This window comes from Streptomyces sp. NPDC046203 (assembly GCF_040646255.1).
Taxonomy (GTDB): domain Bacteria; phylum Actinomycetota; class Actinomycetes; order Streptomycetales; family Streptomycetaceae; genus Streptomyces.
The window spans coordinates 64,595-89,653 of the sequence record NZ_JBEYZX010000022.1 but is presented as its reverse complement, the minus strand read 5'-3'; the positions used below and the strand labels follow the sequence as shown (position 1 = coordinate 89,653).

General features: G+C 71.7%; 20 protein-coding genes and 1 tRNA gene. 8 read left to right on the top strand and 13 right to left on the bottom strand.

The window, feature by feature from the left end:
• Positions 1–85: 85 nt before the first annotated feature.
• Positions 86–1,282 (top strand): FAD-dependent oxidoreductase, encoded by a 1,197-nt coding sequence (locus tag ABZ990_RS18195; protein ID WP_361232008.1) that lies wholly within the window; start codon positions 86–88, stop codon positions 1,280–1,282.
• 70 nt (positions 1,283–1,352) lie between these two features.
• On the opposite strand, the gene ABZ990_RS18190 is transcribed toward ABZ990_RS18195, so the two are convergent.
• The 3 genes from ABZ990_RS18190 to ABZ990_RS18180 form a co-directional block, all read right to left on the bottom strand.
• Entirely contained in the window at positions 1,353–1,688 is a 336-nt protein-coding gene (locus ABZ990_RS18190) for a hypothetical protein (RefSeq protein WP_361232006.1), read from the bottom strand.
• Between the two features lie 129 nt (positions 1,689–1,817).
• Positions 1,818–2,582: an SDR family NAD(P)-dependent oxidoreductase gene (locus ABZ990_RS18185; protein ID WP_361232004.1), complete on the bottom strand. Its 765-nt coding sequence runs from the start codon at positions 2,580–2,582 to the stop codon at positions 1,818–1,820.
• Positions 2,583–2,665: 83 nt separating this feature from the next.
• On the bottom strand, positions 2,666–3,385 hold the full coding sequence (locus ABZ990_RS18180; protein ID WP_361232002.1) for a DUF4386 domain-containing protein: 720 nt from the start codon (positions 3,383–3,385) through the stop codon (positions 2,666–2,668).
• 87 nt (positions 3,386–3,472) lie between these two features.
• On the opposite strand from ABZ990_RS18180, the gene ABZ990_RS18175 reads away from it, so the two are divergent.
• Positions 3,473–4,009 carry a MarR family transcriptional regulator gene (locus ABZ990_RS18175; RefSeq protein WP_361232000.1) on the top strand — a complete coding sequence of 179 codons (537 nt, stop codon included), beginning with the start codon at positions 3,473–3,475 and terminating at the stop codon, positions 4,007–4,009.
• Between the two features lie 163 nt (positions 4,010–4,172).
• Here the strand turns inward: ABZ990_RS18175 and ABZ990_RS18170 are convergent, their stop codons facing one another.
• Positions 4,173–4,691: a GNAT family N-acetyltransferase gene (locus ABZ990_RS18170; protein WP_361231998.1), complete on the bottom strand. Its 519-nt coding sequence runs from the start codon at positions 4,689–4,691 to the stop codon at positions 4,173–4,175.
• A 19-nt stretch (positions 4,692–4,710) separates the two neighbouring features.
• Positions 4,711–5,655, bottom strand: a complete 945-nt coding sequence (locus tag ABZ990_RS18165; protein ID WP_361231996.1) for an aminoglycoside phosphotransferase family protein — start codon at positions 5,653–5,655, stop codon at positions 4,711–4,713.
• A gap of 313 nt (positions 5,656–5,968) precedes the next feature.
• On the opposite strand from ABZ990_RS18165, the gene ABZ990_RS18160 reads away from it, so the two are divergent.
• The 3 genes from ABZ990_RS18160 (at position 5,969) to ABZ990_RS18150 (ending at position 10,860) form a co-directional block, all read left to right on the top strand.
• A complete protein-coding gene (locus ABZ990_RS18160) occupies positions 5,969–7,366 on the top strand; it encodes an FAD-dependent oxidoreductase (RefSeq protein WP_361231994.1) in 1,398 nt (465 codons plus the stop codon).
• 214 nt (positions 7,367–7,580) lie between these two features.
• Positions 7,581–9,065, top strand: a complete 1,485-nt coding sequence (locus tag ABZ990_RS18155; protein ID WP_361231992.1) for a VCBS repeat-containing protein — start codon at positions 7,581–7,583, stop codon at positions 9,063–9,065.
• A 247-nt stretch (positions 9,066–9,312) separates the two neighbouring features.
• Complete coding sequence (locus ABZ990_RS18150; RefSeq protein WP_361231990.1) at positions 9,313–10,860, top strand: FG-GAP and VCBS repeat-containing protein; 1,548 nt, start codon at positions 9,313–9,315, stop codon at positions 10,858–10,860.
• Between the two features lie 95 nt (positions 10,861–10,955).
• On the opposite strand, the gene ABZ990_RS18145 is transcribed toward ABZ990_RS18150, so the two are convergent.
• The gene (locus tag ABZ990_RS18145) at positions 10,956–11,426 is read right to left on the bottom strand and encodes a hypothetical protein (protein WP_361231988.1); all 471 of its coding nucleotides are present in this window, start codon (positions 11,424–11,426) and stop codon (positions 10,956–10,958) included.
• A gap of 348 nt (positions 11,427–11,774) precedes the next feature.
• Here ABZ990_RS18145 and ABZ990_RS18140 point away from each other — a divergent pair, with 348 nt between their 5' ends.
• Entirely contained in the window at positions 11,775–13,259 is a 1,485-nt protein-coding gene (locus ABZ990_RS18140) for a penicillin-binding protein 2 (RefSeq protein WP_361231986.1), read from the top strand.
• 589 nt (positions 13,260–13,848) lie between these two features.
• A complete protein-coding gene (locus ABZ990_RS18135) occupies positions 13,849–15,987 on the top strand; it encodes a serine hydrolase (protein WP_361231984.1) in 2,139 nt (712 codons plus the stop codon).
• 92 nt (positions 15,988–16,079) lie between these two features.
• Here the strand turns inward: ABZ990_RS18135 and bla are convergent, their stop codons facing one another.
• The 5 genes from bla to ABZ990_RS18110 all read right to left on the bottom strand — a co-directional run bounded on the left by bla (position 16,080) and on the right by ABZ990_RS18110 (position 21,824).
• Positions 16,080–17,093 (bottom strand): class A beta-lactamase, encoded by a 1,014-nt coding sequence (gene bla, locus ABZ990_RS18130; RefSeq protein WP_361231982.1) that lies wholly within the window; start codon positions 17,091–17,093, stop codon positions 16,080–16,082.
• A 245-nt stretch (positions 17,094–17,338) separates the two neighbouring features.
• Positions 17,339–18,460 (bottom strand): homoserine O-acetyltransferase, encoded by a 1,122-nt coding sequence (locus ABZ990_RS18125; RefSeq protein ID WP_361231980.1) that lies wholly within the window; start codon positions 18,458–18,460, stop codon positions 17,339–17,341.
• 590 nt (positions 18,461–19,050) lie between these two features.
• Positions 19,051–20,070 (bottom strand): 2OG-Fe(II) oxygenase family protein, encoded by a 1,020-nt coding sequence (locus ABZ990_RS18120; RefSeq protein ID WP_361231978.1) that lies wholly within the window; start codon positions 20,068–20,070, stop codon positions 19,051–19,053.
• 21 nt (positions 20,071–20,091) lie between these two features.
• A complete protein-coding gene (locus ABZ990_RS18115; RefSeq protein WP_361231976.1) occupies positions 20,092–21,093 on the bottom strand; it encodes a CmcJ/NvfI family oxidoreductase in 1,002 nt (333 codons plus the stop codon).
• 44 nt (positions 21,094–21,137) lie between these two features.
• The gene (locus tag ABZ990_RS18110) at positions 21,138–21,824 is read right to left on the bottom strand and encodes a CmcI family methyltransferase (RefSeq protein WP_361231974.1); all 687 of its coding nucleotides are present in this window, start codon (positions 21,822–21,824) and stop codon (positions 21,138–21,140) included.
• A gap of 589 nt (positions 21,825–22,413) precedes the next feature.
• Between ABZ990_RS18110 and ABZ990_RS18105 the strand changes: the two genes are divergently transcribed.
• Positions 22,414–23,349: a 2OG-Fe(II) oxygenase family protein gene (locus ABZ990_RS18105; RefSeq protein ID WP_361231972.1), complete on the top strand. Its 936-nt coding sequence runs from the start codon at positions 22,414–22,416 to the stop codon at positions 23,347–23,349.
• A gap of 155 nt (positions 23,350–23,504) precedes the next feature.
• On the opposite strand, the gene ABZ990_RS18100 is transcribed toward ABZ990_RS18105, so the two are convergent.
• Positions 23,505–24,662, bottom strand: a complete 1,158-nt coding sequence (locus tag ABZ990_RS18100; RefSeq protein ID WP_361231970.1) for an SGNH/GDSL hydrolase family protein — start codon at positions 24,660–24,662, stop codon at positions 23,505–23,507.
• 248 nt (positions 24,663–24,910) lie between these two features.
• Positions 24,911–24,984 (bottom strand) — tRNA-Thr (locus ABZ990_RS18095).
• Between the last annotated feature and the right edge of the window lie 75 nt (positions 24,985–25,059).

Genomic DNA, 25,059 nt, shown 5'->3' with positions numbered 1-25,059 from the left:
CACCGGCCCGCGATGTCACGGACCCGGCCCCCTCACCCGTCCCCTGCGTGACAGCCACACCCAGCCACACCAGGGAGCCGGAGACATGCCGAACAGCCGGAGCGTCCGGAACATCACCATCGTCGGCGGCGGATTCGCCGGACTCACGGCGGCCGTCACCGCCGCGGAGGCGGGCGCCGACGTCGTCCTGTACGAGGCCCATCGCACCCTCGGCGGCCGGGCCCGCACCGCCGAGGGCCCGTATCTCACCAACGAGGGCCCGCACGCGATCTACAGCGGCGGCCCGCACTGGACCTGGCTGAAGCAGCGCGGACTGCTCGGCCCGCTCGCGCCGCTGCGCGCGCCCGACGCGGCCAGACTCCGCTTCCACCACCGGGGTGCGCTGCGGCGCGTGCCGCCGTTCGGCTTCCTCCGCCAGAGTTTCCGCAAGGCGGAGGCGGCCCCGGTCGACGTCGACTTCCGCACCTGGGCGACCGGGCTCGCCGGGCCGGCGGCGGCCGAGGCGGCCGCCGCGTACAGCGGGGTCGCGGTCTACCACCACGACCCCGGGGCGCTGTCGGCGCGCTTCGTGCAGGAACGGCTGTACCGGGGCTCGTCGGTCCCGGCGGAGGCGCACTTCGTCCAGGGCGGCTGGGGACGGCTCGTCGACCGCATGGCGGCCCGGGCCCGGGAGCTCGGGGTACGGATCGAGACCTCGGCCCGGATCGACGCCCTGCCCACCGGGCCCGGCACCGGGCCCGTGATCGTGGCCACCGCCCTGCCCGCGGCCGCCCGGCTGCTCGGGGACCCGGCCCTGACCTGGGAGTCGGGTCGCACCGTCCTGTTCGACCTGGCGCTGCGGACCCGTAAGGGTGATCCGTTCGCGATCTCCGACCTCGACGCGCCGGGCTGGCTGGAACGCTTCACCACCCAGGACCCGACCCTCGCCCCCGCCGGGGAGCAGTTGATCCAGGCCCAGTTGCCGATCGGCCCCGACGAGGCCAGGGCCGACGGCGTCGCGCACGCCGAACGCCTTCTCGACCTGGGCTTCCCCGACTGGCGCGAGCGCGCGGTGTGGCGGCGCGAGGCGGTCTCCTCCGGCCGTACGGGGGCGGTCGACCGCCCCGGCACCACCTGGCGCGACCGGCCCGCGATCGACCGGGGCGACGGCGTGTACCTGGTGGGCGACCAGGTCGCGGCCCCGGGCGTCCTCGCGGAGGTGTCCTTCACCAGCGCGGTGGAGGCGGTGTCCCTGGCGCTGCGCACGCGCCTGCCCGCGTACGTGCCGCACCGGGCGGCTTGATCCCGGGACCCCTGGCTTCCCGGCCCCGTTGCCGGGGACCAGGGGCCGGGGCCGAGGGCCGGGGGGGGGATCAGATCCCCAGCACGTCCCAGGAGTGGCCCTTGAACTCCTTCAGGAAGTCGGGGTGGTCCTCCCACATCCGGGCGATGGAGCGCAGCACATCCCAGTTGTGCTCCAGCGCCTGGTCCACGACCTGCCGCAGTTCCGGCGCCGAGTCCCGCTTCTCCAGCAGCCCGTTCACCGCCGACGCGGCCTGCACGGTGTACCGCAGCGCGCGCAGCGAGCGCGAGGTGTCGTCCATCCCGAACCCATGGTCGCTGCCGTTCTCGGGGTCGAACAGCGGCGTGAGCCGCGCCTCGATGAATGCGGTGATGCGCTCGAACCGCTGCTGAATGTCCTTGTCCATGCCCTCTTCCTACACCCCGGAGGTCACCGGCCCGATGCCGGGAGGCATATGCCGAATGGGAGCCGCGACCCGCGCCCTGGGCGGGGCGAGCCGCCCCGTACGGGCGGACCACCCCGCCTCCCCCCGAACTCAGTTGGTGACGCGCCCGCCGGAGACGTCGACCGTGAGGCCGGTGAGCCAGGAGGCCGCGTCGGAGGCGAGGAACAGGGCGGTGTCCGCGATGTCGTCCGGCGTGCCCATGCGGTTCAGCGGATGCAGGGCGGCGACCTTGTCCCGTACGGCGGCGGGCATCCGGGCCTGTGTCGTCTCGGTCAGGATCGCCGAGGGCGCGACGCAGTTGACGCGGACGCCAGACGGGCCGACCTCGGTGGCCAGATGGCGGGTCAGCATCACCACTCCGGCGTTGGCGACACCGTAGGCGAGATTGGCCTGGCTGGGCTGGCGCCCGGCGGCCGAGGACATCGTGACGACCGAGCCCCGGCCGCGTTCCACCATGCCCGGCAGGAAGGCCCGGACGGTGAGGAACACCGAGGTGAGGTCGGAGTCGACTACCTCGCGCCAGCGCTGTTCGGTGAGTTCGACGGTCGGGACGGGCAGGCCCTGGCCGCCCGCGAAGACGGCGAGGACGTCGACCGGCCCGAACCGGGACTCGACGTGCCGGCGCGCCTCGTCCACCGCGGCGGAATCGGTGACGTCGGCGACCGCGCGGGTCGCCGTACCGCCCGCGCCGGTGATGCCGGCGACGACGGCGTCCAGGGCCTCCGCGTCCCGTCCGACGACGCAGACCCTGGCTCCCTGGGCCGCGAAGGCGTGCGCGGTCCGGGCGCCGATGCCGCGCGATCCACCGGTGACGAGGACGACCTTGCCGTTCAGGTCGGGATAGGTACCGGACATCTGTGTTGGCTCCTTGAGTCGGTGCGTGCGTTCTGAGCGAGAGCAAAGCGAAACGGCCTCAACAGGGCCTCAGCGCAAGGCCGTCAGGCCGAAACGGGACCGGGCTCCCGGCCGTTCGGCGTCCTGCGGCGGGTGCGCGGCAGGAGCGCCGCGACGCACAGCAGCCACAGGGCGCCGCCGAAGCGGACGACGGGCAGCAGATAGGCGAATCCGTCCGCCAGCAGGGTCAGCGAGGAGAGCATCCCGGCGGCGGCGATCACCAGTCCCGCCCAGCTCGCCGCCTTCGGCAGCAGGCCGGCCAGCAGGCCGGTGACGGAGACGCCGGCGGCCAGCAGGGCGTACGTCACCGCGTAACCGGGGCCGCCGGACAGGAACGACAGATCGGCGAGCGCGCGGGCCAGCGGCGCCGGGGCGTCCGCGGGCAGCCGGCCGCCGGTCCAGGTGAACAGCGCGCTCATGGTCAGCGCGGCGCTCGCGAGCACGCCTCCGACCAGGGTGATCGCCGAGCCGGGGGCGGTGATGCCGAGGGCTCGCAGCCGCCGGTAGAGCACTGCGGCGCACAGCGCCAGCGGCACGGCGGAGGAGAACAGCAGGAACGCGCCCAGTTTGATCGCGGTGCCGTGCTCGGCGGCGTAGCGCAGGACGTCGGCGCCGGAGGCGTCGGGATGCGGGGTGGCCCGGTTCACGACCACGTAGGCGACGGTCAGCGCGCAGAAGGCGAGGACGGGTGCCAGCAGCGGCGGTCCGGTCTGCGGGCGGCGCGCGTTCGCGGCGGGGAGCGGGGGTGCGGGGGCGACGGCCATGACTTCTCCCGGGATATCGATTTACCATCGATAATGATTACAGCTTGGAACGATTGTCAAGCGTGTACGACATGTACGATGCGAGGCATGAGCAGCAGCCACCACGAGGACCGCCCCGAGGGCCGCCCTGAGGACACGAGCCCCGCACTCCGCGGCGGCGCGGCCTTCCTGCTGGCGCAGTTGGGAGCCCACGCGGCGCAGCTGTTCGCCGAACGGATCGCCACCCTCGATCTGACTCCCGCGCAGGCGGGGCTCCTGCGTCTCCTCGACCGGACCCCGGGCCGCAGCCAGCGCGAACTCGCCGACGCCCTCGGCATGCCGCCGAGCCGCTTCGTGGCCTTCGCCGACGGCCTGGAGGAACGCGGCCTCATCGAGCGCCACCGCAACCCCGACGACCGGCGCCTGTACGCGCTGGACCTGAGCGAGGACGGGCGGGCGATGCTGGCCCGGCTGCGCGAGGCGGGAGCGGCGCACGAGCAGCAGGTCTGCGAGGGACTCTCCCCCGACGAACACGGGCAGTTGACCGCCCTGCTCGGCCGGCTGGCAGCACAGCAGGGGCTCACCCCGGGGGTGCACCCCGGCTTCCGTTCGGTACGCGCCGACCGCCCCGCGCGGGGGCGGTAGCCCGCACCCGGCACACCCGACACACCCCAAACACGCGGCACACCCGGCACACCCGGCACACCCCGGGCATGCGAAAGGAGCTCGTTCGCAGACCTGCGAACGAGCTCCTTGGGACTATCGGCAGCCGGGGCCGGGGCCCCCGACCGCCGCCACGATCAGCCGGTCACGCCCCCGCACCCTCCTCCGCGCCCGAGCCCGCGCCGGCCCCCGCGCCCGTCCCCAGCCGCTTCAGCGCGTCGTCCGTCAGCCGGTACACCGTCCACTCGTCCTGCGCCCCGGCGCCCAGGGACTCGTAGAAGGCGATCGACGGCGCGTTCCAGTTCAGGACGGACCACTCCAGGCGCTCGTAGCCGCGCTCCACGCAGATCCGCGCCAGCTCCGCGAGCAGCGCCTTGCCGTGCCCGCCGCCCCGCAGCTCGGGGCGGACGTACAGATCCTCCAAGTAGATGCCGTGAACCCCGCGCCATGTCGAGAAGTTGAGGAACCACAGCGCGAAGCCGGCAACCTCGCCCGTGTCGGTCTCGGCGATGTGCGCGAAGGCGGCCGGGTGTTCGCCGAAGAGCGCCTCGCGCAGGTGCTCGGGCGTGGCACGGACCTCGTGCAAAGCCTTCTCGTACTCGGCGAGATCGCGGATCATCTCGTGGACGACTGGGATGTCGGCAGGCGTGGCGGTACGGATCATGGGCCCAGCCTGCACCCGCTTACCCCGCCCTGGCCAGCAGGTTCCGCGCAATGGACACCTGTGCCGGGGCGAGCGCGACGGCGCCGTCCTCGACGTCCCACAGACCGTTCTGGAGCACCCGGCCGAGCGTCCAGGCGCGCGCCCGCGTCCGATCCAGGCCGAGGCGTTCGGTCAGCAGGTCGAAACGCCACCGGGTCTCGGCCGGATCCGGCAGGGGGCCCGGGTCCCAGGGGCTCGTCAGCGCCGGCAGCAGATCGAAGCCCGGGTCACCGGCCAGCGGCTTGGGGTCGATGGCCAGCCAGGGTTCGCGCGCGGACGCCAGGATGTTGTCGGCGTGCAGATCCCAGTGGAGCAGCCGATCGCCCGGTTCGCCCGCGACTTCCCGTACCGCCGCCGCGCAGTCCCGGAGCAGCGCGGCGTCGGCCGGATCCGCCAGGGCGGCGACGGCCGCCGGGGTACGGGCGAGCATGCGGGGCGCGATGTCACCGAGGCGGCGCAGGCCGGCCGGGGCGGGCAGGGCGACCAGCCGGGCGAGGACGTCCGCCAGGATCCGTACCGCCTCGCGCGCGTCCGGGTGCGAGGACAAGTGGCGGTTCTCGTCGGCCCGTTCCAGCAGCATGGTGCCGGTCGTTCCGTCATATGCCAGCAGTCGCACCGCCCCGTTCCCGCCCCACGCGCGCAGGGCGGGCGCCTCGCCCTCGCTCTCCTCGTCGAGCAGCTGGAACTTGAGCGCCGCCGGGGTCCCGTCCGCCCGTACGGCCACCGGCAGCACCAGCGACGCGACCCCGTGCATCGAGGGCCCCGTCACCCGTAGCCCCCACCGCTCGGTGAACTCCGCCGCCAGACCCGGCAGCGAGGCGACGAACGCCCGACCCGCCGCACCGTTGTACTTCTCCTGGGACGCCACCAGCGCCGCCGGAATCACGACCGGACGGCCCGCTGGACCACCCACCGTCCCGCGCACCGCACCACCCTCCGGCTCCCCGCTTTCCCTGTGTTCCCCGTGTTCCCCGTGTTCCCTTCCTCCCCCACCCGCTTCCCCGCGCGAAACTCCGACCGGACCCTTCACAGAGCCCTCCTCCGACGCACCCATCCCGTCAACTCCCCTTCCTCACCCAGCCGATGAAACAGCCCACCCCGCACTCACCAGGAACAACGAAATCCGCAGCCCGAAGGCTCCCCTGGAGACCACCGAAAGCTCCCCTCGAATCAGCCGTATCCACAGGCCCCGGGCCACCGGTAACCTCCCGCCCACGCACCCGGAAGAGGGATGGGACATGAGCACGAGCAGCACGGTCAACGGCGGCATATCGTTCTGGTACGCGCAGGAGGGCGCCCCCGCGCCCCGCGAGCCGCTGCCCGGCGACACGACCGCCGACGTCTGCATCGTCGGCGGCGGCTACACCGGCCTGTGGACGGCCTACTACCTCAAGAAGGCCGCCCCCTTCCTCGACATCACCGTCCTCGAAGCCTCCTTCTGCGGCTACGGCGCCTCCGGCCGCAACGGCGGCTGGCTCTACAACGGCATCGCGGGCCGCGACCGCTACGCCAAGCTGCACGGCCACGACGCCGCCGTCCGCCTCCAGCAGGCCATGAACGACACCGTCACCGAGGTCGTCGACGTGTGCGCCGCCGAGGGCATCGACGCCGACCTCCACCGCGGCGGCGTCCTCGAAGTCGCCCTCTCCCCCGCCCAGTTCGGCCGCCTCAAGGAGTTCCACGCCGCCGAGGTCGCCTTCGGCGAGAAGGACCGCGAGCTGTACGGCGCCCGCGAGACCGCCGAACGGGTCCGCGTCACCGGTGCCGTCGGCTCCACCTGGACCCCGCACGGCGCCCGGCTGCACCCGGTCAAGCTGGTCAAGGGCCTCGCCGACGCCGTCGAGGCGCTCGGCGTCACGATCCACGAGTCGACCCCCGTCACCGAGATCCGCCCGAAGCACGCCGTCACCCCGTACGGGACCGTCCGCGCGCCGTACGTCCTGCGCTGCACCGAGGGCTTCACCGCCTCCCTGAGCGGCCAGCGGCGCACCTGGCTGCCCATGAACTCGTCCATGATCGCCACCGAGCCCCTCACCGACGCCCAGTGGGAGTCGATCGGCTGGGACGGCCTGGAGACCCTCGGCGACATGGCCCACGCCTACATGTACGCCCAGCGCACCGCCGACGGCCGGATCGCGCTCGGCGGCCGGGGCGTCCCGTACCGCTACGGCTCGCGCACCGACAACGACGGCCGCACCCAGCCGCAGACCGTCGACGCGCTGCGCGAGATCCTGGTCCGCTTCTTCCCGCAGCTCGCGGGCGTCGGCATCGCGCACGCCTGGTCCGGTGTCCTCGGCGTGCCGCGCGACTGGTGCGCCACCGTCACCCTGGACCGGTCCACCGGTCTGGGCTGGGCGGGCGGTTACGTCGGCTCCGGCGTCGCCACGACCAACCTCGCCGCCCGCACCCTGCGCGACCTCATCCAGCAGGACTCGGGCCAGGCCGGCCCCACCGAACTGACCGCCCTGCCCTGGGTGAACCACCGCGTGCGCAAGTGGGAGCCGGAGCCGTTGCGCTGGCTCGGGGTGCAGACCATGTACGCGGCCTTCCGCTCGGCGGACCGGCGCGAGGCGGCCTCCCGTACGGCCGCGACGGACCGCATCGCGACGGTGGCGAACCGGCTCTCGGGGCGCTGAGGCGGGCACGGGCCCGGACACGGGCCCGGACACGGGCCCGCGCAGGCCGTCCAACCGGCCGACCGTCCCCCCGACTGCCGCCCGGGCGAAGGGGCGAGGGGGCGAGGGGGCGACCCAACTACCGAACAGCAGTACAACCCTTGGGCGCATACACGAGTCACACCAGGCGACCGACACGGCCTCCCCTCCGTGTCACGACTTCCTGGAGTACGTCTTGCGCCCCACTCGCACCGCCGCCGCCGTGGCGGCCGTCCTCGCGGCGGTGGCCGCGGGCCCCCTCGCGACCGCCCAACCGGCGGTCGCGGCCCCGGCCCCGGTCCCGGCCCCGGCCAAGCTGTCCGACGACTTCAACGGCGACGGCTACCGCGACCTCGTCCTGCTCGGCGGCACGTACCAGAAGGACTACCGGGTCGACGTCGTCTACGGCACCGCGAACGGTCCCGGCACCCGGGTGCAGACGATCCACCAGAGCCAGGCCGCCATCCCCGGCACCACCGAGGAGGGCGACTTCTTCGGACAGTCCGCCACCAGCGCGGATCTCGACCGCGACGGGTACGCCGACCTGATCGTGGCGTCCCCGGGCGAGGCGGTCGGCACCGCCACGCGCCGCGGCGGGCTCACCGTCGTCTGGGGCGGCCCCGGCGGCCTCGGCTCCGGCACCGTGTTCCACTCCCCCGTGCCCGTCGCGAACACCGACCAGAAGCAGGGCGACGCCTTCGGCCGGGAGGTCGTGGCGGGCGACTTCGACGGCGACGGCGACCAGGACCTGGCGGCCGTCAGCGAGAGCCGGGACGGCGGCGTCGTGCTGCTCAAGGGCCCCTTCACCCGGGCCGGCAAGACCGCCGGACACGCGCTCCTCGGCAAGAACTACGGCCTTCTCCAGGTCGACAGGCTGGTGGCCGGGCGGGTCGACGCCGACAGCGCCACCGACCTGTACATCGTCGGCGACGACACCTCCGACTCGGACAACGACGAGCACGCCTACCTCCACCGCGGCGGCGCCGCCTTCGCCACCCGGGCCTCGTCCGTACGGATCCCGGACCCCAGCCCCAAGACCGGAGCGTTCAGCCGCGGCCCCGTCGCCGCCGCCCTCGGCGACTTCGACAAGGACGGTTACGGCGACCTGGCCGTCGGCCGCGCCGCCGCGCCGAACGACAAGGAGCGCGGCTACGTCGTCGTGCAGTACGGCGGCGCCACCGGCCCGAACACCGCGCGCAAGCCGGTGAAGTTCACCCAGGACACGGCAGGTGTGCCGGGGGTCTCCGAGAACGGCGACCTCTTCGGCTACTCCCTCGCGGCGGGCGACGTGAACGACGACGGGTACGCGGACCTGGCCGTCGGCGCCCCCGGCGAGGACCTGGGGTCCGCGCGCGACGCCGGCGCGGTCACCGTCCTGTTCGGCCGCGCCGGAGGATTGACCGGCACCGGCTCGAAGGCGTACGACCAGAACAAGCCCGGCATCGGCGGAAGCGTCGAGCGCGACGACAACTTCGGCAACGACCTCCGGATGGCCGACTACAACCGCGACGGACGCGCCGACCTGATGGTCGAGACCGACGACTGGGTCGGAAACAAGCTCGGCATGGTCCACCTGCTCAAGGGGTCCGCGTCCGGCATCACCGGCACCGGCTCGAAGGACTACACCGCGAACTCGCTGAAGCTCTCGTACAACACCTTCGGCGGCTGGTTCGCCCGCTGACCCGCCGAACGCCGTCTACCGGCAACGGCGAAGGCCCCCGACCGCGACCGGTCGGGGGCCTTCGTCGTGAGCCCGCTGCCGGCCCGGCACAGGAGGCCAGGCGCCCCGCATATCGGCCCCGCGCCCGACCCCGCTCACCCACTCGCCCACGCACCCGCTCGCTCACCCGTACAACCATCGGGCCAGGACACGAGTCCAACCGCCAACTCGCTTTCTCCGCAAGCTCCTTGACCCCTTGGAGTGTCCCTTGCGCCCCACTCGCCCCGCCGTCGTGACGGCCGTCCTGGCGGCGCTGGCCGCAGGCGTCTTCGCGGCCGCCCAACCGTCGATCGCGGCCCCCTCGGCGACCCCGCCCTCTCCACTGTCCCTGCCCGTGTCCGGGCCCCTGCCCGACGCCTCCGCCTCCGCACCACTGTCCGCGTCCGCAGCCCCCGCCAAGCTGTCCGACGACTTCAACGGCGACGGCCACCGCGACCTCGTCCTGCTCCACGGCACGTACAAGCAGGACCAAAGGGTCGACGTCGTCTACGGAACGGCGAGTGGTCCCGGCACCCGTGTGCAGACCATCTACCAGGACCTCCCCAACATCCCTGGCATCACCGAGCAGTACGAAGGCTTCGGCCGGGCGGCCACCAGCGCTGACCTCGACCGCGACGGGTACGCCGACCTGGTGGTGGCGACCCCGAGCGAGAAGGTCGGCACGGTCGACGCCCGAGGCGGGCTCACCGTCGTCTGGGGCGGACCGCGCGGCCTCGGCTACGGCACCGTGTTCCACTCCCCCGTGCCCCTCGAAGAGAAGAACTGGGGTGATTCGTTCGGCGGCCTGGTCACAGCGGGCGACTTCAACGGTGACGGCAACCAGGACCTGGTGGCCCACAGCGACTCCACAGCCGGCGTCGTGGTCCTCCTCAAAGGCCCCTTCACGCGGACCGGCAAGACCGCCGGGCACGAGTTCCTCGGCAAGAACTTCCCTCGCCCCGTGCGCATCGACGGGCTGATCGCCGGGCGCGTCGACGGCGATCGCGCCACCGATCTCTACATCCTCGGCTGGGTCGGCGGCGAAGGCGACAAGGACGAGCACGTCTACTTCCACCGCGGCGGCGCCGGCTTCGCCACCCGGGCCGCCACCTTCCCCGTCCCGGACCCCACCACCACGGTGTCCAGCCAGTCATTCAGCCTCGCCCTCGGCGACTTCGACAAGGACGGCTACGGCGACCTGGCCATCGGCCGAGGCACCGAGCAGGTGGACAAGGGGCGCGGCTACGTCATCGTGCAGTACGGCGGTCCGGCCGGCCCGGACACCGGCCGCCCCATGGCGAGGTTCACCCAGGACACACCGGGCGTGCCGGGGGACCCCGAGGACGGCGACTACTTCGGCATGGCCCTCGCGGCGGGCGATGTGAACGGCGACGGCTACGCGGACCTGGCCGTCGGCGCCCCCGGGGAGAACCTGGGGCCCTCGGGCCGTAACGCCGGCATGGTCACCGTCCTGTACGGCCGCGCCGGAGGACTGACCGGCGCCGGCGCCCGGGTGTACGACCAGAACAAGCCCGGCATCCTCGGAGTCATCGAGCGCAACGACTACTTCGGCATGGAACTCCGGATGGCCGACTACACCCGCGACGGGCGCGCCGACCTGATGGTGCAGACCACCGACACGGTGGGCAAGACGTACGGCATGATCCACCTGCTCAAGGGATCCCCGTCCGGCATCACCGGCACCGGCTCGAAGATCTACAACGTGCCTTCGCTGAAGCTCCCTTACGACAACATCGGCACCGCGTTCGCCAACTGACCCGGTTCCGGCAGCCGGGCCCCAGGACCTCGACCGGTCCCGAATCCCCCTCTGCCCCAAGGCCGTCGCCGCCCCGGACACTCGGCGTCGACGGCCTACAGCGTCGAAGTCGCGCTATCGGCACCCGCCTTGCCGCCCACGCCTTCCCTCCGGCGCGCCCTCACCGACGCCGTCACCGCTCCGGCCGCGCAGACCAGGAGCAGCAACACCACAGCAACAAGAGTGGGATTGACGAAGGCGGGGACCATGTCGGCGTCCGCGTTGCACCGGTTGTGCAGGGGAAACCAGCGTCCGGGCTCACGCCAGTGCTCCGCACGGTAGGCGTCGTCGTAGACGGCGCCGTGCTCCGCGCAGGTCTCCCGGATGTCCAGGCCGCCGGCGGTGATCCCGCTGAACCACGCGGCACAGCCCAGGACAACGAGCAAGGCCACCGGGAAGACCCACCATCCCGGCCGCGCCCAGCCGCCGGTGCGCACTCCTCGCGCGGTCTTCCAGAGGCTCACCACCAGGAGAGCCGGAAGCAGGACGAGACCCATGACGAGGGCCGGCTCCAGGATGGTGTTCACGTTCCGGCTCACTCTCCTTGCCCGGGGCACTGCCCGGCGGCGGGTCCTACGGCTCAAACGGGTCACGCGGGTCACGGCACACGATGCCGTGGACACGAAAGCGTAACCACCCGGACCCGACCCCGGCCCCGGGCCCGGCCCCGGAAATCCAACCCGGCCCCGACCCCGGAAATCCAAGGAGAGAATCGCGTCTTCAGCACGCGAAAATCGCGGCGGTCACGGGTGTTCTATGGTTGCGGCCATGGCGATCGCGACGCATACCCCGCTCACTCTGATACCGCTGTTACGAGGAAAGCCGGCCGTGACGGTCCCACCGGCCGGGCCCACGACCTTCGAAAGCGGTGCCGCGTGAACAAACCGCTGCGCCATACGGCCGTCTTCTGCGGGCTGTTGATGCTCGCCCTGCTGCTGCGGGCCAACTGGATCCAGTACGCCGAGGCCGACAAGCTCGCCAACGATCCCAACAACCGCCGTGTCCTGATCAGCCGTTACGCGATACCCCGGGGCGACATCATCGTCGGCGACCGCGCGATCACCGGGTCGGTCCGGACGGACGGCGCGGAGTTCACGTACAAGCGCACGTACAAGAACGGCCCCATGTACGCGCCCGTCACCGGCTACGCCTCCCAGTCCATGGGCGCGACCCTGCTGGAGAGCACGTACGACAGCATCCTCAGCGGCACCGACGACCGGCTCGCGTTCGACCGGTTCACCCAGGTGCTCACCGGCAAGGAACGGCGCGGCGGGGATGTCGTCACCACCATCAACGCCAAGGCACAGGAAGCCGGTTACAAGGGTCTGACCAAGCTCGGGGCGCGCGGCTCGGTGGTGGCGCTCGAACCGAAGACGGGCAAGGTGCTCGCGCTGGTCTCGGCCCCGACCGCCGATCCCTCGCTCTTCGCGGGCAACTCCCTCAAGGAAGGCGAGCGGTTCACGAAGCTGAACGACGACAAGAGCAAGCCGCTGGCCAACCGGGCGCTGCGGGAGACCTTCCCGCCCGGCTCCACCTTCAAGATCCTCACCGCGGCGGCGGCCCTGGAGAACGGTGTGGTGACGGACGTCGACGCCCGTACCGACGCGGTGTCCCCGTACCCGCTGCCGCTGTCCACCAACAAGATCGGCAGCGAGGCCGGCGACGCCGTGTGCGACCGGGCCTCGCTGAAGACCGCCATGCAGCACTCCTGCAACAACGTCTTCCTCGACGCCGCCGTGAAGGTGGGCGCGGACAAGATGCGGGAGACGGCCGAGAAGTTCGGGTACAACGAGGACGTCTACTCCTCCGACATCGGTGATCTGCGTGCCGTCAAGAGCCTCTACCCCGCCGGCCTCGACAAGCCGGGCACGGCGCTGACGGGCATGGGCCAGGGCAGTCTCACCAGTACGCCGATGCAGATGGCCATGGTGACCGCCGCCCTGGTCAACGACGGCAAGGTGATGCAGCCGTACATCGTCGACACGCTGCGCGCCCCCAGCCTCGACATCCTGGAGAAGCACGAGCCCAAGATGATGAGCCAGGCCGTCTCCTCTCAAACGGCCGCCAAGGTACGGGAGATGATGGAGTTCACCGCCAAGGAGGGCAGTGCGCGGCGCGCGTTGATCGACGGCATCACCGTCGGCGGCAAGACCGGCACCGCCCAGCGCGGCGTGAACGTGCGCGACCAGGTCCCGTACGGCTGGTTCGTCTCCTACGGCGTCAAGCCGAACGGCGACTCGGTCGCCGTGGCCGTCTTCATCGACCCGACCGCGATGGACATCTCCCGTGAGGACATCTCCGGTGGCTCGCTGGCCGCGCCGATCGCGCGCAAGGTGATGCAGGCGGTCCTCCAGGACTGACCCCGCCGCCCGGGACCGGCCCCGCCGCCGGGGGCCGACCTCGCCGCCGGGCACGGACACGCCCGAGCCCCACGCGCCGCCCGCCCGGATGCTCCGGTGGTCCGCGGGCGGCAGGCAGGGTCGGCGGGCGGGGGCGGCGGGCGGCCGGTTCGGATCGATCGAATTCGGCCGGTTCGCCCGGAAGGAAGCCCGCGTGCGGGTGGGGGAAACCGGGACGCGCCGACGGCTTCCCCCACGCCGCCGACCCGCTTCCCCGGGGATTTCCGCACCGGGAACCACCGGGTCGGACAGGCACGACCGGCGGAAGTTCCCCCACCACCCCGAGCAGGTCCAAGAACGGGTTCGGCGACGCGAAACCGGCCCCTTTGGTTCCACATTGATTTTCGGCCATTCGGGAGCGTTGTACTCCGCTATCCATGCAAAATGATCGGTTACGCTGACTGCGCCGCCGCGTGATGATCGCCAGCCATCCCTCCAGGGCCACAGGTCGCCCGGCGAGAACCATCCGCACTCGCCTACAGGACGTGTGACGCGCCAGGTCCCCCGTCCTGCAGGACGCATGTGCCGCGACCGCACGAAGGAGACAGCGATGGCGGACCCGACTCCCGACGCCGGGGCCCACGGTCAGGACGACCCCCGGACGGAACCCTCCGGGAAAGCGGCCTTGGAGACGAAGAACGACGCCGTCACCAGGCCGTCGGACGGCATGGCCGGCACCGACGACACCGACGCCCCCGGCGGCCCGGACACCCCTGACGACACGGACCAGCCGAACGGGCCGAACAGGCCGAACGGACCTGGCGGCACGACACCGGCCGGGCCGGACGAGGACCGTCCGGCCGAAAACGGTCCGGACGCCTCGCGCGGCCGCACCCTGACCCTGGGCACCGGGCCGATAGTCGCCGAACTCTCGAAGAGCGACGGCGGCTTCGACGCGAGGGACACGCGCCCCAAGCCGCCGGCCACCGAGGCCCACACCGACGCCGACGACGCCGACGACGCCGCGTCCGCGAAGCCCTCCGAGGCCCCCGCCCCCGTCCCGGCCCCCGCCAGGACGCGCGCATCCGCGCCCCCGTCCGGCCGCACGGCCGACACCGGCACAGACGCCGGCTCGGTCTCCGCCGAGGGCTCCGGCCGGTCCGCCAGGAGCGGGCCCGGGGCGCGTACCGCCGCCGAGTCGTCCGAGACCACGCGAGCGATCCCGTCCTGGGCACTCGCGGACGAGGCCGCCGTCGAGTCCGGCAGGACGATGGCGCTCAGGGTCACCGACCTCCCCGGCGCCGGACCGGTCACCCCTCCCGGCACCACCGCCCCCGGCACCGAAGCTCCCCACAACAAGTGGGCCGACGACCCGTTCGTCTCCGCCGACCCCTCCCCCGGCCCCGCCGCCCCCGGCACCGACCGGGGCTCCGACGGCGCGCAGCCGCCCGCCGCTCCGCTCACCCTGCTCGCCCAACTCACCAACACGCCCCCGCCGCCGCCCCGGCCGGCCCGTACCCTGCTGCGCCGGCTCAAGATCTGGACGCCGATCGTGGGGCTCCTCGCCCTCGGTGTCGTCGGCGCCCAGTTGCTGCGCCCGCTGCCCGCACCCGCGGTCGTGGTCGAGTCGTCCTCGGCCACGGTCGGCGAGGGCACGTTCGACATGCCGTGGCCCGCGAAGGGACAGGCGGCGGTCATGGTGGCGGGCTCGGGCACGATCGGGACGTTCGGCGAGCAGAAGCCCGTCCCGACGGCCAGCGTCGCCAAGATCATGACGGCCTACGTCCTCCTGCGCGAGTACCCGATCAAGCGGGACGAGCAGGGCCCCAGCATCACCATCGACGCCCGCACCGTCGAGGAGGGCAAGGCCAAGGACGAGTCGCGCATCGAGGGGCTCGAGGTCGGCCAGACCTTCGCGCTCCAGGACATGCTGAAGATGCTGATGATCCCGTCGGGCAACAACGTGGCACGGATGCTGGCCCGTTGGAACACGAAGACCGACGACGAGACCGCGTTCGTCCAGAAGATGAACGAGGCGGCAGCCTCGCTCGGCATGACGAACACCACGTACACCGACCCCAGCGGGCTCGACAAGGGAACCGTCAGCACGGCCGTCGACCAGCTCAAACTCGCCGACGCCGTCATGAAGTTCGAGACGTTCCGCGCGGTGGTCGCCATGCCCGACGCCGACATCCCCGGTGTCGGCCGCATCTACAACAACAACCAGCTGACCTCGGCCGGGCTGAGCGTCCGGGGCATCAAGACCGGCTCAAACACCCCTGCCGGAGGCACCCTTTCCTGGGCCTCCTACAAGACGGTGGACGGCGTGGACCGGCTGATCCTGGGCACGATGATGGACCAGCACGCCCCGGGAGCCGACCTCAACGGCGCCGACAGCCTCGCGCTGGTCCTGAAGAACAGCAAGAAGGTCATCGAGGCGGTACGGGGCGCCCTCACCACCTCGACGGTGGTGCGCTCGGGCCAGGTCCTCGGCTACGTCGACGACGGCCTGGGCGGCCGTACGCCGGTGACGGCGACCAAGGACATGAAGGTGGTCGGGGTCCCCGGGCAGGAACTGACCCTCACCTTCCGCGACAAGGAGATCGACCTCGGCGCGGAGAGGAAGGCCGCGACCGTCGTCGGCGAGCTGGTCGTGGGCAGCGGCAAGGAGGCGCAGCGCGTCCCCGTGGCACTCCGGTCCGAGCGCCCGGAGCCGTCCTACTGGACTCGGCTGACCCGACTCGGCTGACCGACCGGGACGGGCGCCAGACCCCTGACCCCTGGCCCCGGCCTCCAAGCCCTCGGAGCCGGGGGCCGGGGCCGGGGGCCGGGCCGCCCGGCTCAGACCAGCGTGGTCACGACGTGCCGGGTGGCCTCGGCGATCAGGGCCTCGACGGGGTCGGCCTTGAAGTCGGAACGCTCGGACATGACGGCCAGAACCAGGGGCGCCGAGTGCGGTGGCCACACCACGGCGATGTCGTTGGCCCGTCCGTAGTCCCCGGTCCCGGTCTTGTCGGCGACCCGCCAGCCGCCGGGAACGCCGGCCCGGATGCGCTTGCCGCCGGTGGTGTTGCGCTCCAGGAGATCGTTGAGGAACGCGCGCCGATCCTCGGACAGCGCGTTGCCCAGGACGAGTTGCCGATAGTCGGCGGCGATGGCCTCGGGTGTGGTGGTGTCGGCCGGGTCCCCCGGGCGCATCGCGTTCAGCTCGGGCTCGTAGTGGTCGAGGCGGCTGACATGGTCGCCGAGCCCGCGCAGATAGGCGTTCAGCCGCTCCGTACCGCCGAGGTCGTGGACCAGCAGATTGGCGGCCGTGCCGTCGCTGAACCGGACGGCCGCGTCGCAGAGTTCGCGGATCGTCATGCCGTGCGCGACATGTTTACGGGTGACGGGCGAGATGGAGTTGATGTCGCTCCACCCGTAGCTGATGCGCTTGTCCAGATGGCCGAGCGAGTTGCCGTGCAGGACGGCGGCGACGGCGAGCGTCTTGAACGTGGAGCAGAACGCGAAGCGTTCGGACGCCCGGTGCACGACCGTGGCGCCCGTTCCGGTGTGCAGGGCGTACACCCCGATCCGGGCGTCGTGCTTGCCTTCGAGCGCGGCGAGCGCCGGGAGCTCCAGGGGCTTCGCGGCGCCAGGTGAGCCCGCCGGAGGGGCCGGCGCCCGCTTCGCCAGGGCGGCCGAGTCGTCCCGTCCGCCGCCGCATCCCGCCAGGGTCAGCAGGGCCGCCGCGGTGACGAAGCCGCGACGCGTCAGCCGGGCTCGCGCTAAGGGCGAGGGCGAGACCGAAGCCGAGACCGAAGACAAGGCCGGGGACGGGGCCGGGGACGAAGGCGACGACAGGGGCGAGGACATGGCGCGGTACCTGCTTTCAACCAGCCGGGTCGCATCCGCCGCGCCCGGCGCGGGAACGGTGACTCGCCGCTTGTTCTATGCCCCGGGGACAGAACGGTTCAACTCGGCTCATCCGACCGTGCGCTCTACTCGCGCAGACCTCCGAAAGCCCGTACGGACATGGCTCGCCAGTCCCCCCAACACCCGTATATCCAGCGGCCGTCGGCCCGCTGGGCCGCGTCGCGTACGGCGGGCATGGGCCGGCTCTATCCGACGGTCAGCCGCAGATACGGCTCGACCAGGTGGGGCGCCAGCATGAAGCCGTAGTGGCCGAGGTCCGTCTCCAGGATGTGTGCCGTGGCGCCCTTGATGCCCACGGCGAGCTCGCGCTGCGCCGCGGGCGGATAGGCACGGTCGGTGGTGAAGCCGACGACGTGCGTACGGGCGGTCACCCGCGCGAGCGCGTCCTCGACGCTCGCCCTCCCCCGGCCCACGGTGGCCCGGAGGGCCGCCTCGGAGAGGACCAGATTGCTGTTGGCGTCGAACCGTTCCCACAGCTTGTCGCCCTGCGCCAGCACATACGCGCGGAAGCGGTCGTGACAGCCGTCCGGGTCCTGGTTCCATGCCTCGCCGCCGAAGCGGTCCTGCCAGTAACTCTCCGTGCCGTAGCGCATGTGGGAGAAGCTGCGGGCGAGGGCGCTGCCGGTGCTGGGTCCGCAGCCCTCGGGCAGGTGGTAGAACTCGCCGCCGTGGAAGTGCGGGTCGCGCTGGATCAGTTCCAACTCGATGTTCAGCTGCCCGGCTTGCTCGATCCAGGTACGCGCGGAGGCGGCGACGAGCAGCAGCCGGTCCACCCGGTCCGGCCGGGAGACCGCCCACTCCAGGGCCCGCGCCCCGCCGATGGACATGCCGACGACGGCGTGCCAGCGCTCGATGCCCAGCGCGTCGGCCAGCGCGGCCTCGGCGTCGACCTGGTCGCGTATCTCAAGGGCCGGGAAGCGCGAGGCCCAGGGCCGGCCCTCCGCGTCGAGGCTCGCGGGCCCGGTGCTTCCGTCGCAGCCGCCGAGGTTGTTGATGACGACGACGTGGAAGCGGTCGGTGTCGACCGCCTTGCCGGGCCCGATCAGGGAGTTCCACCAGCCTTCGGCGCGATGCCCCGGCCCGGCGGGCCCGGCGGCGTGGCTGGCCATGGTGAGCGGCGGCAGGATGAGGACCGCGTTGCTCCGGTCCGGGGCGAGCGCGCCCCAGCTCTCGTACGCCATGGTCACCGGCCCCAGGTCCCGCCCGCAGCGCAGCGGCAGCGGGGCGTCGGCGGGGTGGGTGGTGACGAACCGGCGGTTGCCCGGCGGGTCGCCGGGTTGCCAGGCGCCGGTGTTGTTCAGTCGCATGCGCACTCCTTCTGCCGCCGGGGCGGGGTCCGGGGGGTCTTTGCCGCCGGACCGGGGGGACGCATCCGCTGCCGGACCGGGGCCTGGGTGATCGCTGCCGCGCGGCCCGGAGACGGGTGGATCGCCGTCGCCGGGCCGGTGTCGGTGTCGGTGTCGGTGTCGGGTGCGGCCGCCGGCCCGAGGGGATGGCCGACCCGCCGCGGACGATCCGGTCCAGCGAGCCGAACACCCCTTTCGGGGGATCCGACTCCTCCAAGTCCGGCCAGAACGCGCGTCAGCCGACCGAGAACGTGACCCGCTCCCGTTCCAACGTCCGCGCGATCGCCCCGGGTTGCGGGTGCGGACCGGTGAACCCAGGCCCGCACCCGCGAGAGCGACCGCGTAGGGCAGCCCCCGGGCGGCGGCGTGGAACAGCACGTCAGCGGAAGGAGCGCTCGGCGTACTCCCGGACTCCGTCCCGGAAGGTCGAGTGCTTCTTGAAGACGGCATCGGACCGGTACTCCATGAATTCGCCCTTCGATGGAGGAGAAACAATTCCCCGGAAGCGGGGCCGCGCCGGAAGGGAGAAAACCGCCGGAAGAGGGGGCGGATCAGGACGCGGGGGTCGCGTGCATCGTGACGTAATTGGTCCCGATCCAGTCGCCGAAGGTCGCGGTCTCGCCGTCGAGGGTGTCGACTTCGAGGCCGTACTCGCGGGCCTTGGGGACCGAGAAGCCGAATTCCGTCGAGGGGCGCAGGAAGAACACGCTCGACGTGCGGGCGCTGCCTTCGCGCAGACCGGACTCCGGGGAGCGGACATGGTGCCGGGGCGCGGGCACGGCGCCCCGGGTGACCAGTGGCGCGACGGCCCCGCACAGCACGACCACGGCGTCCGGGACGTGCGGCAGGTCGACCATGCGCCCGTCCATCTCGGCCTGCAGGCTGACGAAGCCGTTGGCGCACGGGGTCTGGTGGATCAGGGTGACGAGGGACAGGTCGTAGTGCGGGGCCATGCGCCGCGGCTCGTGCTCGGCGACCCGGTGCTCGGGCACCTCGGGAAAGTACCGCAGGCGCAGCACGGGGGCGGTGTCCAGCAGTACGTCGCTGTCCCGGTGGCCGGCCCCACCATGCGTACCGCCGCCGTGCCCGTCCCCCGGGCCCTCGCCCGTCCCCTCACCCGGGCCGTCGTACGTCCCGGCCGCCTCCATGACGATCCGGGCGGCGTCCAGGGCAGCGGTGTGCAGGCCGGTGAAGTAGTCCGTCCAGACCTTCTCGAAGCGGTCCGAGGGGAAGAGATTGTCGTCGATCCCCATCGAGAACGACATGGAGTAGTCCGTGTAGGTGCCCGTCTTGGTCACCTGGGCCGTGCTCTCGGCTTCGAGCGCGGAGAAGCCGCGGCGCATGGTGGGATTCTTCGCCCGCATGGCCTGCTTCTCCTCAGGCGTGCCCTGCGCGAAGAATTCCATCGCCGTGTCGGTGGCGAGCCGGTGGTCCTGTTCCCGGACCCCGCAGTCGGTGAGATAGAAGAACCCGGCCTTGGTCACCCAGGCCCGGAATTCCTCTTTTCCCTCACCCTTCTTCAGCTCAGGGAGGCTGAACGTGGGTACGCGGAGCCCTGACGTGTCCGTCATGGTGGGCCATTCCTTCCCGGATCAGTCGTAGAAAAGTACGGCGCGCATTTCGAGCGAGGTCCGCAGATGTCCTTCGGCGGGCCCGTTGTCGTCGTAGAACGCCGTGTGCGGGCACAGTCCCGCCACGTCGGCCGCCGCCGCCCCGGGCGTCCCGGGCGGCTCGGCTCCCCCGTCGCCGGCACCGCAGCCGACGGCACCGCCGGCATCGACATCACCGGCATCGGCATCGCCGGCGGCGAGCGCCAGCGAACGGCTCGCGCTGTCATAGCACTTGAAGAGGAGCACCTCGTCCGGCGACAGTGACCGCCAGTAGTGCCAGCGGTGCTTTGCGCTGTGCTTCACCGAGTAGCTCTCGCGGTCCTTGAGCCAGTCGGGGAAGTCCAGCCGGGTGGCCACCAGGTCCGCGCGGACGTCCAGCGACCGGTAGTCGCACAGGGCGAGCGGATAGTTGAGGACGGGTTCCAGCAGGGGCCGCCAGACGTTCACGATCTGGAACCGGCCGTAGCGGCGCTCTTCCCCGCCGCGCAGGACGGCGCGCGCCCGGGCGCTGGACGGAGTCTGGTCGACATGGACCCGCAGGTGCGGCGTCTGGTTGGGGGTCGCCCCGGAGGGGGTGGCGTCCTGCCGCCTGAGGGTGGCGTCGAAGAGTTCGACGCGGGCGGCGCCCGTGACCGAGGTCAGCAGCTCGACGGTCTCCCGCCGGTACCGGTCGAGGGCGGGCCCGGACTGATCGGCCAGGGCCCGCTGATCGACCCGGGTCGGGGCGATCACCTTCTCGAACCCCATCGTGTCGAGGGTGGGCCGCACCTCGCCGTCCCGCAGATCCGTGACGACCGTCTCGTGCGGCACCATGCGGAAGTTGAAGATCACCTCGGGGGGCCGGGACAGGGCGTCGATGCACCAGGGCTCGTCCGGGGCGTCCGGCGTCAGCGGCGCGGCGTAGTGCAGAACCGTCGACACGGCGGACACCGGAGGCACGGAAGGATCGGCGAGTTCGGCGAGTTCGGCGGACACCTCGGGCACGGCTGGGACGCGGGGTACCTCGGAGGCGGCGGGCACGGCGCCGGTCAGCCCTTCGCCGCGGTACGCCGGAAGACGCCCCGGTCCAGCTGGGGGCCGGCGTTGGCGTACACCATGTCCATGGTCAGCACGTCCTTGAAGGACGCCAGGTACTTCTCCAGCAACGTGGGGCTGTACCGGTGCCAGTACGGGATCATGTCCTCGAGGACGAAGTAGTCGCCCTCGTGCAGCAGTCGGTCGACCGCCCACCGCATGACGTTGAACGTGTCGGCGTGCGCGTCGTCGATGAACAGCAGCGGGTGGGCGACATCGCCGAGGATCTTCTCCAGCGCCCCGAGGTCCGTGCAGTCGGCCTCGTGGAGCGAGATGCCCGCCATCTCGGCTTCCGGGATACGGCAGTTGGAGAGGTTCTTCTCGACGCCGATCACCTGGCAGTCGATGCCCATGAGCTTGGCCAGGTCGCGGAACCAGAGCAGGGAACCGCCGCTGTACACGCCCAGTTCGACGATGGTGCGGGGGCGGAACTCCCAGAGCAGGTCGTGCAGGGCCGCCTGCGCCTCCGGGTCCTTGAGCAGCCGCAGCCCCCGCCAGTGGTACCGGGAGAAGTCCGAGTAGCCCAGATCGCGCGGCGCCTGCGCCCACCGGTCGAGCGGCCAGTCACGCGGGCGGTCCGTAAGGACCGGCGGCCGGTGAAGCGGGTCCTCGCCCAGCCCCCGGAATGCATTCAGATCCACGAATTCTTCGCGAGAATAGTCGTTCAATGGATTCTCGACCTCTCTCTGTTTTTCGCATCACATTTCCCGTGGATCACGCTAACCCGCACTCCTCTTGACCTCCTCTTGCCACTCTCTCGGGCACCTCTCCAGCGAATTTTGGCGCATTCCAGGGGGTTTACCTTTTCCCGGATCCGGGGTTGCTGTTATCGTCCGAAGCGTCGCTCGAATTCCGCCGGACCTGATATTCGTCCATGCATCCGGGAGAGCACGGACTGGCCTTGGCCGGCCGGGACGGCACCCGCGGCCGCACACCGTTCACCCCCACCGGGGCCCGGGTCCCGCGCCTCGGCCCGAGACGGACGGACCGCCTCGAACCGGCATGGACGGACCGCCCGTTCCGACCTCCGCCGAGACGGCCGCGACCGAGGGCCGAAGCGGCCCTCGCCGCGGGTAGCAGTGAACTTCCGCACCATCGAGGCGGAGATCGAGCACGTGGCGGGCGCGCCGCGGAAACCGCCGGCCGGCCGAGCCCCGGCCCCGCGCCCGCACTGGTTCCCCCTGCCCGCCGCCGTCAACCACCCGGTCGTTCAAGGAGCACTGAGTACCGATGGACACAGTCGTCCCCGTTTTCAGCCTGCCGTCCCTCCAGTCCGGTCTCCATCAGGAGGAATTCCGTCGATGCCTGGCCGAGAAAGGTGTGTTCTTCCTGTCGGACAGCGGCCTGACCGAGGTCGATCACAAGTCGTCCCGGGACATCGCCATCGACTTCTTCGAGCACGGCACCGAGGAACAGAAACAGGCCGTCACCGCTGCGGATCCGACGATCCGGCGCGGATTCACGGGCCTTGAGTCGGAGAGCACCGCAAAGGTCACCGACAACGGTTCGTACACCGATTACTCCATGTGCTACTCCATGGGGACATCGGGCAATCTCTTCCCCACCGCGGAATTCGAGGACATCTGGACCGGTTACTTCGACCGCATGTACGAGGTCTCCCAGGAGGTGGCCCGCCAGGTCCTCAAGACGACCGGTTCCCGGCCGGACGGAGGCGTCGAGTCCTTCGTCGACTGCGAACCCGTCCTCAGGTTCCGGCACTTCCCGGAGGTCCCCGAGCACCGCAGCGCCGAGGAGGAGCCGCTGCGGATGGCCCCGCACTACGACCTGTCGACGGTGACGCTCATCCAACAGACCCCGTGTGCCAACGGGTTCGTGAGCCTTCAGGTCGAGATCGACGGCGTCTTCGTGGACCTGCCGGCCCGGCCGGACCTGGTGCTGGTCTTCTGCGGAGCCGTCGCGACCCTCGCGACGGGCGGCCAGGTGAAGGCTCCCCGGCACCATGTCGCCGCGCCGGGACGGGACATGATGTCGGGCAGCGGCCGGACGTCCAGCGTCTTCTTCCTGCGTCCCGACCCGGACTTCGCCTTCTCGGTCCCGCTGGCCAGGGAGTGCGGCTTCGACATCTCGCTGGACGGCGCCACCGCCACGTTCCAGGACTGGATCGCGGGCAACTACGTGAACCTCCGCACGAAGACCACGGCGTGAGCCACCGGGGGCACGACGTCGGCCGTGTGACCCCGCCCCGGGACGCGGGCCTCGCCGGCCACCCGTAACCCTCTCCCCTACTCCGCTCCCCGGCACGAACGAAGGCCCAGGCCGGAACCACTCCGGCCTGGGCCTTCCCCGTCCTGCCGCCGCGCCTACGCTGATCCCCGCGTCAGCCCCGCGTGCCGGAACGCCGCATGCATCTGGTCGGCCTGGTTCGCCGCGCCGCGGACGTTCGGGTGGACGAGGGTGCACGCCTCACCCTTGGGCACACCGGCCGGCAGCTCGTCGCGCTGCGGGCACTGGTACTCGGCCGGATCGGCCGGCTTGGTCTCGCCCGGCGGGATCACCAGGTCGTCGAACACCCCGTACATCCACTGCTCCTCGCCCCTGGCGCACACACCGTGCCCCTGGCTGGACCGGTAGGTGTCGACGTAGGTGGCCCACTGCGGGTTGTCCTGCGCCTGCCGCTCGATCACCTCGTTGAGCCGCTGTTCAAGCCCGATGACGAAGTCGCCGTCCACACCGAGGCGGAGAGTACCGAGGCGCTTGAAGTTGCCCCAGTAGCAGGTGAGTTGATTGAACGGCTTGGACACGACCGTCGGGTAGCCCAGCAGGAACACCTTCGCGTGCGGCGCACGCTGATGGATCCGCCCCATCATGGTGGTGTACTCGCGGGCCAGGGTGGCGAACTTGGCCTCCAACCACTCCCTGCCCGCCCCGTGCTCGTAGTGGTCGCTGCACCCCGGGCCCAGGCTCGGCGGATTCCCCTGCTCCACCCCCATCTCCAGGCAGGTGGCGAGGACTTCGGCGAATCCGAGGGTGTTGCCGCCGATTCCGACGGTGACGACGTCCTCGTCGCCCTTCAGCGCGTCGATCTGCGCGGACTTGGCCGGCCAGCCGCATTTACCCCGGTTGAACGGCGGCCCCAGGAGCAGTTCACAGGGCTGCTCGTCCAGCACACCCTGGTCGATCGCGGCGGCACCACAGCTGACATCGGTGAGCCGGACCCCACCAGAGCCCTCGGCATCCAGCCGCCGGGCCAGCTGCCGCTCCCAGTTGTGGTTCGACCGGCCGCAACCGTCGCTGGGGTCCCAGCGGGGAATGAGCGCCCCGGCACTGTACGAGTCGCCGAGCGCGGTCCACTTCAGCGGCGCGGCAGCCTGCTGCCGGGCCGCCGGGGCGGATACCGCCACCCCCATGTCCGCGCTCCGGCCCGCGGCCGGAACGGAGTGGGCGGCGGGACCGGTCAGCAGACTCGCGGCGATACCGGCGGCGAGGGTGACGCTCAGGGCGAGGGAAGGTAGACGCATCCCACTCCTTCATTGACCGCGGGGAGTACTCGACCGCTCACCCATAGCACGCACCCCACACCCCCGCGCCACCGACGCCGCCCCCGGGACAGCGCTTCACCCGCCCTGTCCAAGACCTCCCCGCCGCCCCCACCCCGCCACGGCCCCACCCGCACGCCCACCCACGCAAAACGGCCCCGGACGAAACGTCCGAGGCCGATCAGGGCGTCCGCCCCGGGGAGAAACCCCAGGTCAGAAATTCACACCAGGGCCCCCTGTCGGGTTCGAACCGACGACCCCCGCTTTACAAGAGCGGTGCTCTGGCCAGCTGAGCTAAGGAGGCAACGGATGCAGTGTAACGAACGCCCGCGTGCCGGATGCGGGAAATCTCAGGGTCCCCCGGCTGCTGACAGATCGG